The following is a 13,177-nucleotide window of genomic DNA, read 5'->3' as shown; positions in this document are numbered from 1 at the left end:
ACCTTCGGTTTACAAAACCGCTGCTCTACCAGCTGAGCTACAAGGGCACGGCGCTCCGGTTAGCATATTTGTTGCGCCAGTAAAGACAAAACTCCATTTTCGGTTACCCGGCATCGAGTGGACCGCCGGGGAGGGGCATCCTGAAAAGCGCCAAATCGCTTCCTACATATCTGGCAGGTGCAATCGCTTCGAGCAGGGGTGCCGCATGATCAGGTTTGTCATCATTCTCCCCATCATCTTGGTAGTCTGGATGCTGCTGGTGAAAATCATCAGCGATGTGAAGAAGGCCAATGTCGACTGGACCGGCGTCACCACCATCATCGGCTTTATCGCACTCGCCTTCTGGCTTCGCCATGTCACCGGCATGGGGTGAGCGGTAGGGAGTAGCGAATAGCGAATAGTCCAGGTGGCGAGTGCGGCTCTTTCGCTACTCGCTACTCCCTATTCGCTATTCACTCGCCTTCCGGCGCCGCCGAAAAATCTCCGAAACCTTTCGAACCATTTGCCGCACCGCGCCGACTGATGGTCAGAGGCGAATGGGTCGCCTCGATCAAGGATCCAGGAGATCATCATGTTCAAGCGCACTCTCACGTCAGGCCTCGTTGCCATTTTCGTCGCCACCGGCGCGCTCGCCGGCACCGTCGGCACGTCGTCAGCCCACGGCATGCATTATCACCATCATCATTACAGGCATTTCGAGCATTGGTGGTGGCACCACAACCATCATCATCACCACCACCATGGCCGGGTGATCATTTTCCTTTGATGGAGGGACCCAATTCCCAAAGGGCGGCTTCGGCCGCCCTTTTTGCGTTATGCGCCAGGTCGCTGAGCCCCCGGCCTCGACACCAAGGTCCAGACTTCCGTCGATACGCGGAGGCATAGCGCCGGCAGGCCTCCACACTGGTTGATTTCTGCGGCTCCAGGAAAATCGAAAAAAGTTTCGAACCTTTCTCCTTGCCGTCACGACAGATGATCAAGAGGCGGATGGATCGCCTCGTTCAACGAAGCAAGGAGATCATCATGTTCACGCGCACAATCGTTTCCKGCCTCATCGCCACCACCGTCGCCGCCACCATGCTGGTCGGCACCGTCCAGCCCTCGGCCGCGCATTCGCATCATCACCACGACCTCGGCATCGGCATCGCCGCCGGCGTTGGCGGCTTTGTCCTGGGCACCCTGCTCGCCCAGCAGCCCCGCACCGTCTATGTCGACGAAGACGGCGGCTCGTGGCACGTCCGCCGCTGCTTCGACCGCTACGGAAGCTACGATCCGGACTCAGACACCTATGTCGGCTACGACGGCTACCGTCACTACTGCCGGCTCTGAGAGGGGTGGCGTCTCAATCAACTGCAGGAGGGGCGCCCCCGCCGCCCCTCTTTGCTGTTCGCAAGATGTTCGGGGGGAGGGGGATGGGATCGGGTCCCGGCCGGGTACCGAGGCCTTGATTTCGAGACATTGCGGCGAGACAACGATCCGATGAAGACAGCAATCTATGCCGTTCTCGCGATCGCCACGGGAGCCGGCGCGTTGCTGTTCGCGCTCGCGTGGCATGACCGCTACTGGTTGTGGCGGGATTGCTTCAACGAACTTGGCCGCTGCTACAATTCCGAAAGCGGCGAGGTTTTTCTTGAACAGGCCGGGCTGGTGTGGGGCATGTTCGCCATCGGCTGTCTGCTTGCTTGCCTGTTCTTTGCCCGATTGGCCTACTCGCGGAGTTGAGTCTTCCCGCGCCGCATCAGGCTGAGAGAGCGCCGCCGATCATCCTGGTCACCTCGGCCGCGGCATCGCGCACCAAAGGGCCGATCTCGGCCAGCCGCTCCGGCGTCACCCGCACTGTCGGCCCCGAGACCGAGACACCACCGATCGGCTCGCCGAATTCATTGAAGATGGCGGCTGCCACGCAACGCATGCCGGGGTGCCGCTCCTCGTCGTCCACCGACCAGCCACGCCGTTTGATCGTTGCCAGGTCATGGGCAAGGGCGGAAATGTCGGAAAGCGTCCTGTCGGTGAAGCGCTGCAGTCCAGCCTTGCGCAGGATGGTGCCGACACGCTCCGGCTCAAGATGCGCCAGCACTGCCTTGCCGATGCCGGACGCATGGAACGGGCTGCGCGTCCCCGGCCGGAAGAAGGCGCGGATCGCCTGGTGCGTCTCGACCTGGCTGACAAAGACCACGCAATCATCCTCGGCAACGCCGAGATTGGCGGTCTCGCCGGTCCTTTCCATCAACTCCTGCATGACGATACGGGCGCGGTCGACCAGCTTGCGGCGGCGCAGGAACGCCGCGCCCATGCGGTAGGTCTCGACGCCGATCGACCAGAGCTGGTCGCTGGTGTCGAATTCGACCATGCCGTGGTTTTCGAGTGTCGTCAGCATGCGGTAAGCGGTGGAGGCGGCAAGGCCGCTTTGCGCTGATATCTCGCTTAGGGACAGGCCGCTGCCTTCGGCGACAATGGCCAGGATGCGCAGTGCCCGGTCGAGCGACTGGACCGAAGTCGGCTCGGATGGCCCGTTGAAGGCGCGCGGCCGACCGCGCTGGCGTTTCTCGGTGGTTTCCATGGCCGCATTGTCGGCAATTCGGCGCAATAGGYAATGAAAAAGTTTTTCATTGTGCGAGGCGGTGAAATCGGTGGAAAACGAAAAGCCGTTCAAATTCATTGGCTAATCGCCGTTTCCTATAAATGAAAAAATATTCTGAAAAAATTGAAAAATAGCCGGCTTGGTGACATTCTCAGCCATCCAACAATGACAACCCCTGTGGAGGGCCGGAAAATGGCCAGGATGCGCGCTGTCGATGCTGCGGTTCTCGTTCTCGAAAAGGAAGGCATTTCCTGCGCTTTCGGCGTGCCGGGCGCGGCGATCAACCCGTTCTATTCGGCCATGAAGGCGAGGGGAACGATCCGCCATGTCCTTGCCCGCCACGTCGAGGGCGCCTCGCATATGGCGGAAGGTTTTACCCGCGCCAAGGCTGGCAATATCGGCCTGTGCATCGGCACCTCGGGCCCGGCCGGCACCGACATGATCACCGGGCTTTATTCAGCCGCGGCGGATTCCATCCCGATCCTGTGCATCACCGGCCAGGCGCCGCGTGCGCGGCTGAACAAGGAGGATTTCCAGGCGGTCGACATCGCCGCCATCGCCGCGCCGGTCGCCAAATGGGCGGTCACCGTCATGGAGCCCTATCTGGTGCCGATGACGCTGCAGAAGGCATTCCACCTGATGCGCTCGTCGCGGCCGGGGCCGGTGCTGATAGACCTGCCGGTCGACGTGCAGTTGGCCGAGATCGAGTTCGACATCGATGCCTATGAGCCGTTGACGCCGTTCAAGCCGGCAATGACGCGCACGCAGGCCGAAAAGGCGCTGGCGATGCTCAACGCGGCCGAAAAGCCGCTGATCGTCGCCGGCGGCGGCATCATCAACGCCGATGCGTCGGATCTGCTCATCGAATTCGCCGAAATTTCGGGCGTGCCGGTCATCCCGACCTTGATGGGCTGGGGCACGATCCCCGACGACCACCGGCTGATGGCCGGCATGTGCGGGCTGCAGACGTCGCACCGCTACGGCAATGCAACGATGCTGGAGGCCGATTTCGTCTTCGGCATCGGCAACCGCTGGGCCAACCGCCACACCGGGTCGGTCGACGTCTACACCAAGGGCAAGAAGTTCATCCATGTCGACATCGAGCCGACGCAGATCGGCCGTGTTTTCGCGCCGGACCTCGGCGTCGTTTCGGACGCTGGCGCGGCGCTGAAGGTGCTGCTCGACGTCGCCACCGAGTGGAAGACGGCTGGCAAGCTGCGCGACTGGTCGGGCTGGGCGAAGGAATGCCAGGGCCGCAAGAAGACCATGAAGCGCAAGACGCATTTCGACCAGGTGCCGCTCAAGCCACAGCGTGTCTACGAGGAGATGAACAAGGCGTTCGGCCGCGATGTCACCTATGTCACCACGATTGGCCTGTCGCAGATCGCCGGGGCGCAGTTCCTGCATGTCTACAAACCGCGCAACTGGATCAATTGCGGCCAGGCCGGCCCGCTCGGCTGGACCTTGCCGGCAGCCCTTGGCGTTCGCGCCGCCGATCCCGACCGCACCATCGTGGCGCTGTCGGGCGACTATGATTTCCAGTTCATGATCGAGGAACTGGCGGTCGGTGCGCAGCACAAGCTGCCCTATCTCCATGTCGTGGTGAACAACGCCTATCTCGGGCTGATCCGCCAGGCGCAGCGCGGCTTTTCGATGGATTTCGAGGTCAATCTCGCCTTCGAGAACATCAACCGCTCGGGCGATCCCGAGGCCGGCTATGGCGTCGACCATGTTGCCGTTGCCGAGGCGATGGGCTGCAAGGCTGTCAGGGTGCGCAAGCCCGAGGAATTCGCCGCCGCTTTCAAGGAAGCGCAGCGGCTGATGAAGGAGCACCAGGTTCCGGTCGTGCTCGAATTCATCCTCGAGCGTGTCACCAACATCTCCATGGGCACCGAGATCGACAAGATCACAGAATTCGAGGACCTTGCCGAACATCAGGAAGACGCCCCAACGGCGATCGTGATGCTGGATTAGATCAGCGGAAAAGGAGGAAAAGAAATGCCGCGTTTCTCAGCCAATCTTTCGATGCTCTTTGGCGAGCATGAGTTCCTCGACCGTTTTGACGCAGCTGCCCGCGCGGGCTTCAAGGGCGTCGAATATATCGGCCCCTACGATCACGCGCCTGAGGTGGTCGCCGCCCGGCTGAAGAAAAACGGCCTGACGCAGGTGCTGTTCAATCTGCCGGTGGGCGACTGGAGCAAGGGCGAGCGCGGCATTGCCGTGCTGCCGGATCGCGTGCCGGAATTCCGCCAGGGCATCGCCAAGGCGATCACCTACGCGCAGGCGCTCGGCTGCGAGCAGGTCAATTGCCTTGCCGGCATCGCGCCCGCGGGCGCCGAACGCAAGGTGCTGGAGGACGTCTTTGCCGAAAACCTCGCCTTTGCGGCGGAAAAACTGGAGCAGGCCGGCATCCGGCTGCTGATCGAGCCGATCAACACCCTCGATATTCCCGGCTTCTTCCTCAACTACTCCGACCAGGCGCTAGCGCTGATCGACCGTATCGGGTCGAAGAACCTGTTCCTGCAATACGACATCTATCACATGCAGATCATGGAGGGGGATCTCGCCCGTACCATCGAGGCAAACCTCGGCCGCATCGCGCATATCCAGCTTGCGGACAATCCCGGTCGTCACGAGCCGGGGACGGGCGAGATCAACTATCCCTTCCTCTACGAGCATATCGACCGCATCGGCTATTCCGGCTGGATCGGAGCGGAATACAAGCCGAAGGCCGGAACGGAGGCTGGGCTCGATTGGTTCAGGGAACTGGCCGGGCAGGGAAGCGCGGCGGCTTAGCTGCCGACGCTGAAGCTGCCAATCTCCCCACCCGTGGGGGAGATGGCCGGCAGGCCAGAGGGGGGCGCGAAGGAACGCAGCCTCGACAAAGACATACGACGGAGAAAAACAATGGAAACCATCGGTTTCATCGGCCTCGGCATCATGGGCGCGCCGATGGCGGGGCATCTGCTGGATGCTGGCTATACGGTCATCGCCAGCGACCATCGCTCGAAGCCGCCGGCTGACCTCGTCGCCAAGGGACTGAAGTCAGTCTCCGGCCATGCCGCGGTGGCCAAGGCGGTCGATATCATCATCCTGATGGTGCCCGATACACCACAGGTTGCCGATGTGCTGTTCGGCGACAACGGCGTTGCATCCGGCCTGACCAAGGGCAAGCTGGTGATCGACATGAGCTCGATCTCGCCGATCGAGACCAAAGTGTTTGCGAAAAAGATCAATGAACTGGGCTGCGACTATCTCGACGCGCCGGTTTCGGGCGGCGAAGTCGGCGCCAAGGCGGCGTCGCTGACCATCATGGTCGGCGGCGAGGACAAGGCGTTCGAGCGCGCCAGGCCTGTGTTCGAGAAGATGGGCAAGAACATCACCCTGGTCGGGCCGAACGGCGTCGGCCAGACCACCAAGGTGGCCAACCAGATCGTCGTCGCGCTGACCATTGAAGCTGTCGCCGAAGCACTTGTTTTTGCATCGAAAGCCGGTGCCGACCCGGCCAAGGTCAGGCAAGCGCTGATGGGCGGGCTGGCGGCCTCGCGCATTCTCGAAGTGCATGGCGAACGCATGGTCAAGCGCACCTTCGCGCCGGGCTTTCGCATCGAGCTGCACCAGAAGGACCTCAACCTGGCGCTGGAAGGGGCAAAATCACTCGGCGTGTCGCTGCCCAACACCTCGACCACGCAGCAGCTGTTCAATTCCTGCGCCGCCAATGGCGGCGCCAAGGAGGATCACTCGGCGCTGGTCAGGGCGCTGGAGCGGATGGCCAATTTCGAGGTGGGCGGCAACGCAGCCGAAATCAAAGGCAAAGCTGCATAGGTCAGGAGAGGGCGGCGCAACGTTCCCAAGCCGTCAACTCGTGCCTGTCGAAGAACGGGCTCCTGCGTCCATCGCCGGAGCCCGTTTCGCATTTAGAGATGTTTGCCGTGAGGCTCAGCCGCGCTTCAAGAATGCCCGCGCCGCATAGAGGCTGATCGCCGCGGCGTTCGACACATTGAGCGAACGGATGGCGCCGGGCATGTCGAGCCGCGCCAGCGTCGTCACCGTCTCGCGCGTCTTCTGGCGCAGGCCCTTGCCCTCGGCGCCGAGCACCAGCGCTATTTTGTCACCGGCGAAACTGGTTTCGAGTTCCGCCGGCCCGTCCGAATCGAGGCCGATGGTCTGGAACCCGGCCTCGTGCAACTGGCCGAGCGCGTCGGCCAGGTTCTTCACCTCGATCTGGTCGATATGCTCCAGCGCGCCGGAGGCCGATTTCGCCAGCACGCCCGATTCCTGCGGGCTGTGACGCGCCGTGGTGATCAGCGCGCCGGCGCCGAAGGCGACCGCCGAGCGCAGGATGGCGCCGACATTGTGCGGATCGGTGACCTGGTCGAGCACCAGCACCAGCCTGGCCTCGCCAAGTGCATCAAGCCGCTTCGGCTTCAGCGGTTCGGCCTCGATCAGCACGCCCTGATGCACGGCGTCCGAGCCGGTGATCTTGTCGATGTCCCTTGGTTCGACCATTTCCGCCTTGAAGGGCAGGGCGGCGAGATCGGCGATTTCCAGGCGCTCGGCCGCATTGCGCGTGACCAGCATCCTTCTGATCCTGCGGCGCGGATTGTCGAGCGCCGCTCGCACCGTGTGCAGGCCATAGAGCCGCACCAGCCCGTCCGCGGCATGTTCGCCGGGCGGAACCGGCTGCCGGGGCCTGAACGCCGGTGCGCCGCCGCTTTTCTCGTCGCGATAGGCGCGCCGCAACTTGGCGTAGTGGGTGTCTTTCGGGGTGTTGGTTTTGTCGCTCATGGCCGGCTTCTATAGCCGTCTCCTCAGGCCAAGGATATGGCTCGTCGCCGCAGCCGGCGAACAACATCGAAAAACGCCGGTTGCGCGGTTGACACCCAATGGCCTTGCCGCCATAAGGCGCTTCGCTGGTTTCGGAGAAGACTTAACTCGGGTCCGGATTGGCGTGAATGCCTCGTTGCATGGCTCCGGCGGCAGAACTGGAGAGGTGCCCGAGTGGTTAAAGGGGACGGACTGTAAATCCGTTGGCTTAGCCTACGTTGGTTCGAATCCAACCCTCTCCACCACTGCCGGCCCGGAAGCCCTGAAACGCGAAAGCATCGGACCGAAAAGTGCATGGCGCTTTTCGGGGGAATCCGGTACTTCAGTGCAAGGCGCGGGTATAGCTCAGTGRTAGAGCAGCAGCCTTCCAAGCTGAATATGCGGGTTCGATTCCCGCTACCCGCTCCATATAACTATTTGATATTTATCAAAAATTTTTCCTGAGATCGATAGTGCCGTGTCACTGCGCCTGTCAGTACTGCGCTGTTATTCCTAAAAATCCGCTGCAGAAGTTCAGCTTGCTAAGCTTACCCTCGACAGAGAGCGGCATTGAAAGGACGTGCGCGAAATAGGTGGAAGCTCCCTTCGGCTCATCTGCCAGAACGAGCAAACAGAAGCGACCATCCGCCTCTAGTTTTCAGATGACCGCAGTTGGGCCGACAGCGGACTGTCGGCATTTTTGGCGTCCGAGGAACAATAACGGACGTTCAGCCCCGGTGGGCCCAAGTCTGAAGCTGACCCAAGGGCGACTACCAAATTGTTCGGATAGATGTCCGCTTCGGCTGAAAGCTGACCTCTAGGACCTTTAGTTCGAATCTCGTGTGGCGCGCCAATTTTCTACCACTCCCGAACAAAACGGGAATCGGGCAGTTTCTCACCGGAGGCAGGAGAGCACTCAAGAGCACACCCGGGTTCCGCTCAGCGACCGGCGGCTCTTGCGCCACATCTCGGCCGTAGAGGCCAGCTTGGCCTGCGCCCCGAAGCACATCGTCCCCTTCCGCCGACTAGCCGTCATAGTAACCCAGTCAGATCGGCGCTCTAAAATATTTGGATAGACAAATCCGGCGCTATCTCAAGGACGCCATGACAACTCGCCGCTATCAGGCAGCCCGATGGACATCCCCGCATGGTGCCAATACCATTTGTGCAAGTGAATTTTCTGAGGCACCTACCTCAATGGCCGAAGAACGCGTCCAGCGCCGTCTTGCCGCAATTCTGGCCGCGGACGTTGTCGGCTACAGCCGCCTTATGGAAGCAGACGAGCAAGGAACCCTTGAGGTCCTCAAGGCCCGACGGCGCGATATTCTGGCTCCCCTGATCGCTCGATATCGAGGCCGCCTGGTTAAGGTCATGGGCGACGGCGTGTTGGTCGAGTTCGCCAGCGCGGTCGATGCCGTCCAGTGCGCAGTCGACCTCCAATACGGCACGGCCGAGGCCAACGATCGTTTGCCGGACTCCCGGCGGGTGATCCTGCGCATCGGCATCAATCTCGGCGATATCATCGTKGACGGTAGCGATCTTTACGGCGACGGCGTCAACGTTGCCGCTCGGCTGGAGGCGTTGGGCGAACCTGGAGACATCTGCGTTTCGGGGAGCGTCTACGATCAGGTCAAGCGGAAGGTGGAGACCGGGTTCGACGATCTCGGGCAGAAGTCGTTGAAGAATATTGCTGAGCCCGTGCGCGTCTACCGGGCGCGGCATTTGGCAATTGCAGACAGGAAAGACGGCGAAACCGTGCCACTGCCGCTGCCGTCAAAACCCTCTATCGCCATCCTGCCTTTCACCAACATGAGCGGCGACGCCGAGCAGGACGTGTTCACAGACGGGTTGACTGAAGACCTAATCACCGATCTATCGCGGAACGCCAGCCTGTTCGTGATCGCCCGCCATTCGACCTTTGCCTACAAGGGAAAGTCGATCGACATCCGGCTGATTGCCCGTGATCTTGGCGTCCGCTATTTGCTGGAAGGCAGCGCCCGCCGTGCTGCCGGTCGTGTGCGCATCAACGTTCAGCTGATCGATGCCGTCAGCGGAACTCATCTTTGGGCGGACCGCTTTGACCGCGATCTTGAAGATATTTTTGCTGTGCAGGACGAGGTGACCGCCATGATCGTCGAGGCTCTGATCGGCCGCCTGGTGACACAGCCGCCGCGTAACCGGCCAAAAAGCATGGAAGCCTATGATCTTTGCGTGCGTGGCCGGACGCTGATCGGGATTTCGCCGGAGGCGTCGCGCGAATCGCGTCTTCTGTTGCAGCGGGCGATCACCCTCGACCCGGACTATGCGGAGGCGCATCGGCTCCTGGCCTTTCACCTCTGGCAGGCTTGGGCGCAGTGGGGCGAGCCAGAAGTGCCCAACCGGCTTGTGGCCGTTGCCATGGCAGAAAAAGCCGTGAAGCTCGACCCGAACGATGCCGGCTGCCGCTTCGTCCTTGGCCACTTGCTGGCATATGAACGGCGCTGGCCCGCGTCGGATGCGGAGTTCGCGACCGCGCTCGAGATTGACCCGAATTATGYCGATGCCTGGGCGGACCTGTCGGACTTTTCGGTGTTGAACGGTAAGCCGGCCACCGCGATTGAACAGGTCCAAAAGGCACTCCGCCTGAACCCACACCCGCCCAGGTGGTACTATTGGGATTTGGGGTTCGCGCAATACGCCGCCCGCCAGTATGAGTTGGCAGTCGTCACGTTACGCAATGAGGCCACGTACAGAACGATTTCGCGCCGTGTGCTTGCAGCAAGCCTTGCACAACTTGGACGAACGGACGAGGCCCACCAGGAAGGCGCGCTGTTCATGGCGAGCAATCCACATTTCACGATCAGCCATTGGGCCGCTTCACAGCCCTTTCGAGATCAGGCAACGCGTGACCATTTCGTCGACGGATATCGCAAAGCAGGCCTGCCAGATTGAACGAAAACCGCTGAATCGACGGCATCTTCATGATCTTGGCTGATATTGGATGACAGGTATGATTCAGCTTCCCGCTTACGTCCAGGAGGGAACGCCCGCCTTGCATCGATAGCGGCCGTCCCTGGGCCAGATAGAGAACGGCGRCAAGTGGCGCAACTGCGACCTGCGACCGTCAGCTTTCAGGAAACGGCAATGCTGATCAATACGGCCGAGATGCGGCGCAAAGCGATCATGCGCACCTTCGCCTGCGAGAGTCTGCTCCGGGTCAAAAATCGGATTTTTCAGGGTGTTTTGACCTTGGAGTGTTCACCCAGACAGACCTTCGTCCTCGCGATCTCCAGGTCGAAACACCGCGCGGCAAGCCGCGCTGCGCTCCTCCACTGTGCAGATGTCTGCGCCGCGCTAGCTGTTGAACGCGGACGCAACCTGATGCTGCTGCGGCACCTGGCCGTTCGGCGTCAGCTTGTCGATGACGCCGGGCAGCGCCGTGGACAGCTGCTTGAGCAGTTCCTGCTCGTCCATCCCCGTCCGCTGCGCGATCTCGTGAATGACCTGCGGCCCGAGTGCGGCGCCGAGATCATTGGCGTTGATCGACTGGTTCTGCCCGGTGCCGACCCAAGAGTCGGCGACATTGCCGTGGCCGGCATCCCTGAGCTTGTCGAGCAGGCCGCCCAATCCGCCGAGCAGGCCGCCGTCGGCGGAGGTCGTTCCGGTGGAAGCAGGTCCGGTCGGGGCCGGGGTCTCGGTCTGGTCCGGCTGTTCGGCACTTCTGCCGCTCAGCATTTTTCCGACCAGCAGCGCGCCAAGCGCGATCATCAGCGGTTTGGTGATGTTGCCGCCTGGAACGGCGTTGTCAAAAAGTCCCATAGTGGATCCTCCATAACGACAAGCCCAACACCTCCTCAACAATGGAGCGTGCGGGCGGAATTTCAAGCTGGCTTGAGCTTTTGACAATCGTATGAAAATGTTTGGCTGGCGGGTGGATGGAGAGGAAAAAATGTCAATCATCAGCTGGATCATACTCGGCGTCATCGCCGGCTTCCTGGGCAGCAAGATCGTCAACAAGAGCGGCCAGGGCATTTTGATGGACATCGTGCTCGGCATCGTCGGCGCCATTGTCGGCGGTCTGATCTTCAGCGCCTTCGGCGCGTCGGGCGTCACCGGCCTCAACATCTACAGCCTGATCGTCGCCGTGATCGGCGCGGTGGTCGTGCTGTGGGCCTACCACCAGTTCAGCGGAGGACGGGCGTAAAAACAAAGGGGTAGAGCGGTTCTGCGTTTCCGTGAACGATGAACCACCCTAAGCCCTGGAATCTGAAACTTCGATTTTCGCCGAGGACCAGCTCCGGGCCGGTACGCGATACCAGCCTATGGCATCAACACTGCGTCTGCTGCTGCGAAAAAGATCAGCGTTCCCGCGATAAACACCGCCCAGCCGATGAGCGACTTGCGGATGGCGGCCTTGTGCTCGGCGTCGGAGTTCTTGTTCTGGTCAAAATCCGTCATGGGGAAACTCCCTTGGCTGATTGATCATGGCGTCCTGGATTGGACGGTGTTCGCCGATTAGAGGATCTTTTTCGGCTCGGCAACAGCGCGCGGAAAGACGTGGGTGAGCGCCCACTTGGCCTGCTTGGGCGGGGCTAGGCGACGACGGTCAGTCGGCGCTTGCGCTGGTCCAGCGAGACGATGGCAAGTCCGCTGCCCACCACCAGCAGGATGCCGCAGACCGCCAGCGCATTGGGGAATTGCCCGAACACCAGCAAGCCTGAAATGACCGCCCAGACGGTGAAGCAATAGTAGAACGGCGCAACCGCACTGGTCGGCCCGACGCGATAGGCCATGAAGATGAAGAAGTGGCCGAAGATCAGGAAAAATCCGGCGCCGGCCATCAGCAGCAGATGGCGCGCCTCGGGCATGACCCAGCGCTCGGAAACCAGATGCGCTGCACCGGCGCCGACCAGCACCACCACGACGGCGGAGATCGCCACGATCATCCCCGGCACCTCTGCCGTAACCCGCCGGCCGGCAAGGTCGCGTGCCGCCGACAGCGTCGCGTTGCCGAGCGCCAGCAAGGCGTAGACCGAAATGCCTTGCATGGTCGGTTGCGCCACCATCAGCGCGCCGATGAAGCCGAGCCCGATCAGCGCCATGCGCTGGCCGCCGATCCGCTCGCCAAACAGGATCGAGGAGCCGACCAGCATCAACAGCGGCGTGATCTGTCCGAGTGCCGTCGAATCCGCGATCTGCATGTTGGCGAGCGCCACCACGTAGCAGAGGATCGCCGCCAGCTCGAGCAGGTTCCTGCGCAGCACGTGCCTGTCGAAGATCAGCGGAATCTGCTTGCCGTAGCCCAGTGCGAACAACAGCGGGAAACCCCAGAGCGTTGCCGCCGCACCGCGCAGAAACAGCACTTCGTAGGACGGCAGGCCCGATGTCGCGAGTTTCATCATCGTATCGTTGACGAGATACGATCCGGTCGAGACGATCATGAACAGGGGGCCGCGGATGGCGGTCGGAATGAAATGCATCCGGCGAGGAAATCAGACCTCGATGACGACCGCAATGGGCCATGACCTGGCGGTGAATCGGACAGCATCGGGCAGGCAAGACAGCGCTGTGGCGGCTTCGATCGATACGCCTGCCACCCATTTCATTTCGTCTCGTCCCTTCCTATATCAGCGCCATATCCCCGCAATCGGATCAATGGTTCGGACTGAGTGAGACGGCACCCGGCCAAAAGACGCTTGTGTTTTTTGGCCTTTGTCGCTAATCGCCCCGCATTCGACTGAACTGAAGGTCCAGGCCGTCCAAGGAAAGAGACTATGGCAAAAGGTAAATTCGAGCGTAACAAGCCTCATG

General features: G+C 61.4%; 15 protein-coding genes and 2 tRNA genes. 11 read left to right on the top strand and 6 right to left on the bottom strand.

Going from position 1 to position 13,177, the window contains the following annotated elements:
• The 4 genes from ACXJ7R_RS12680 to ACXJ7R_RS12665 all read left to right on the top strand — a co-directional run.
• Positions 1 to 373 (top strand): hypothetical protein (locus ACXJ7R_RS12680; RefSeq protein WP_457152130.1); only part of this gene is annotated, 373 nt, incomplete at its 5' end.
• Between the two features lie 198 nt (positions 374 to 571).
• Positions 572 to 766 (top strand): hypothetical protein, encoded by a 195-nt coding sequence (locus tag ACXJ7R_RS12675; RefSeq protein WP_457152129.1) that lies wholly within the window; start codon positions 572 to 574, stop codon positions 764 to 766.
• A gap of 257 nt (positions 767 to 1,023) precedes the next feature.
• A complete protein-coding gene (locus tag ACXJ7R_RS12670; protein WP_457152128.1) occupies positions 1,024 to 1,329 on the top strand; it encodes a BA14K family protein in 306 nt (101 codons plus the stop codon).
• A gap of 150 nt (positions 1,330 to 1,479) precedes the next feature.
• Positions 1,480 to 1,722 carry a hypothetical protein gene (locus tag ACXJ7R_RS12665; RefSeq protein ID WP_457152127.1) on the top strand — a complete coding sequence of 81 codons (243 nt, stop codon included), beginning with the start codon at positions 1,480 to 1,482 and terminating at the stop codon, positions 1,720 to 1,722.
• 16 nt (positions 1,723 to 1,738) lie between these two features.
• Here the strand turns inward: ACXJ7R_RS12665 and bhcR are convergent, their stop codons facing one another.
• Positions 1,739 to 2,560, bottom strand: a complete 822-nt coding sequence (bhcR, locus tag ACXJ7R_RS12660; protein WP_095091670.1) for an HTH-type transcriptional regulator BhcR — start codon at positions 2,558 to 2,560, stop codon at positions 1,739 to 1,741.
• A 213-nt stretch (positions 2,561 to 2,773) separates the two neighbouring features.
• Here bhcR and gcl point away from each other — a divergent pair, with 213 nt between their 5' ends.
• From gcl to ACXJ7R_RS12645, 3 genes are all read left to right on the top strand, one after another.
• Positions 2,774 to 4,555: a glyoxylate carboligase gene (gene gcl / locus ACXJ7R_RS12655; RefSeq protein WP_457152126.1), complete on the top strand. Its 1,782-nt coding sequence runs from the start codon at positions 2,774 to 2,776 to the stop codon at positions 4,553 to 4,555.
• 24 nt (positions 4,556 to 4,579) lie between these two features.
• A complete protein-coding gene (gene otnI, locus ACXJ7R_RS12650; RefSeq protein ID WP_457152125.1) occupies positions 4,580 to 5,377 on the top strand; it encodes a 2-oxo-tetronate isomerase in 798 nt (265 codons plus the stop codon).
• A 111-nt stretch (positions 5,378 to 5,488) separates the two neighbouring features.
• Entirely contained in the window at positions 5,489 to 6,406 is a 918-nt protein-coding gene (locus ACXJ7R_RS12645; protein ID WP_457152124.1) for a 2-hydroxy-3-oxopropionate reductase, read from the top strand.
• A 114-nt stretch (positions 6,407 to 6,520) separates the two neighbouring features.
• On the opposite strand, the gene ACXJ7R_RS12640 is transcribed toward ACXJ7R_RS12645, so the two are convergent.
• Complete coding sequence (locus ACXJ7R_RS12640; RefSeq protein WP_457152123.1) at positions 6,521 to 7,369, bottom strand: TrmH family RNA methyltransferase; 849 nt, start codon at positions 7,367 to 7,369, stop codon at positions 6,521 to 6,523.
• 199 nt (positions 7,370 to 7,568) lie between these two features.
• Between ACXJ7R_RS12640 and ACXJ7R_RS12635 the strand changes: the two genes are divergently transcribed.
• The 3 genes from ACXJ7R_RS12635 (at position 7,569) to ACXJ7R_RS12625 (ending at position 10,318) form a co-directional block, all read left to right on the top strand.
• Positions 7,569 to 7,653 (top strand) — tRNA-Tyr (locus tag ACXJ7R_RS12635).
• A gap of 89 nt (positions 7,654 to 7,742) precedes the next feature.
• Positions 7,743 to 7,816, top strand: a tRNA-Gly gene (locus ACXJ7R_RS12630).
• 768 nt (positions 7,817 to 8,584) lie between these two features.
• Positions 8,585 to 10,318 carry an adenylate/guanylate cyclase domain-containing protein gene (locus ACXJ7R_RS12625; protein WP_457152122.1) on the top strand — a complete coding sequence of 578 codons (1,734 nt, stop codon included), beginning with the start codon at positions 8,585 to 8,587 and terminating at the stop codon, positions 10,316 to 10,318.
• Between the two features lie 402 nt (positions 10,319 to 10,720).
• On the opposite strand, the gene ACXJ7R_RS12620 is transcribed toward ACXJ7R_RS12625, so the two are convergent.
• On the bottom strand, positions 10,721 to 11,185 hold the full coding sequence (locus ACXJ7R_RS12620) for a YidB family protein (RefSeq protein ID WP_457152121.1): 465 nt from the start codon (positions 11,183 to 11,185) through the stop codon (positions 10,721 to 10,723).
• A gap of 130 nt (positions 11,186 to 11,315) precedes the next feature.
• Here ACXJ7R_RS12620 and ACXJ7R_RS12615 point away from each other — a divergent pair, with 130 nt between their 5' ends.
• Positions 11,316 to 11,570 (top strand): GlsB/YeaQ/YmgE family stress response membrane protein, encoded by a 255-nt coding sequence (locus ACXJ7R_RS12615; RefSeq protein ID WP_095091667.1) that lies wholly within the window; start codon positions 11,316 to 11,318, stop codon positions 11,568 to 11,570.
• 116 nt (positions 11,571 to 11,686) lie between these two features.
• Here ACXJ7R_RS12615 and ACXJ7R_RS12610 read toward each other — a convergent pair whose 3' ends face one another.
• The 3 genes from ACXJ7R_RS12610 to ACXJ7R_RS12600 all read right to left on the bottom strand — a co-directional run.
• Entirely contained in the window at positions 11,687 to 11,824 is a 138-nt protein-coding gene (locus ACXJ7R_RS12610; protein ID WP_202359563.1) for a hypothetical protein, read from the bottom strand.
• A 134-nt stretch (positions 11,825 to 11,958) separates the two neighbouring features.
• On the bottom strand, positions 11,959 to 12,846 hold the full coding sequence (locus ACXJ7R_RS12605) for a DMT family transporter (protein ID WP_457152120.1): 888 nt from the start codon (positions 12,844 to 12,846) through the stop codon (positions 11,959 to 11,961).
• Between the two features lie 147 nt (positions 12,847 to 12,993).
• A partial coding sequence (locus ACXJ7R_RS12600) for a hypothetical protein (RefSeq protein WP_457152119.1) occupies positions 12,994 to 13,177 on the bottom strand: 184 nt, incomplete at its 5' end.

Source organism: Mesorhizobium sp. P5_C1, assembly GCF_054049815.1.
The sequence above is the reverse complement of the archived record's forward strand: the minus strand, read 5'-3'. Positions and strand labels throughout refer to the sequence as shown.

What these genes read in the sequence shown, in the direction of transcription:
- ACXJ7R_RS12665 (WP_457152127.1), top strand. Translation starts at nt 1,480, where the DNA reads ATGAAGACAGCAATCTATGCCGTTCTCGCGATCGCCACGGGAGCCGGC.
- gcl (WP_457152126.1), top strand. Translation starts at nt 2,774, where the DNA reads ATGGCCAGGATGCGCGCTGTCGATGCTGCGGTTCTCGTTCTCGAAAAG.
- ACXJ7R_RS12675 (WP_457152129.1), top strand. Translation starts at nt 572, where the DNA reads ATGTTCAAGCGCACTCTCACGTCAGGCCTCGTTGCCATTTTCGTCGCC.
- ACXJ7R_RS12610 (WP_202359563.1), bottom strand. Translation starts at nt 11,824, where the DNA reads ATGACGGATTTTGACCAGAACAAGAACTCCGACGCCGAGCACAAGGCC.
- ACXJ7R_RS12615 (WP_095091667.1), top strand. Translation starts at nt 11,316, where the DNA reads ATGTCAATCATCAGCTGGATCATACTCGGCGTCATCGCCGGCTTCCTG.
- ACXJ7R_RS12645 (WP_457152124.1), top strand. Translation starts at nt 5,489, where the DNA reads ATGGAAACCATCGGTTTCATCGGCCTCGGCATCATGGGCGCGCCGATG.
- ACXJ7R_RS12640 (WP_457152123.1), bottom strand. Translation starts at nt 7,369, where the DNA reads ATGAGCGACAAAACCAACACCCCGAAAGACACCCACTACGCCAAGTTG.
- bhcR (WP_095091670.1), bottom strand. Translation starts at nt 2,560, where the DNA reads ATGGAAACCACCGAGAAACGCCAGCGCGGTCGGCCGCGCGCCTTCAAC.
- otnI (WP_457152125.1), top strand. Translation starts at nt 4,580, where the DNA reads ATGCCGCGTTTCTCAGCCAATCTTTCGATGCTCTTTGGCGAGCATGAG.
- ACXJ7R_RS12620 (WP_457152121.1), bottom strand. Translation starts at nt 11,185, where the DNA reads ATGGGACTTTTTGACAACGCCGTTCCAGGCGGCAACATCACCAAACCG.
- ACXJ7R_RS12605 (WP_457152120.1), bottom strand. Translation starts at nt 12,846, where the DNA reads ATGCATTTCATTCCGACCGCCATCCGCGGCCCCCTGTTCATGATCGTC.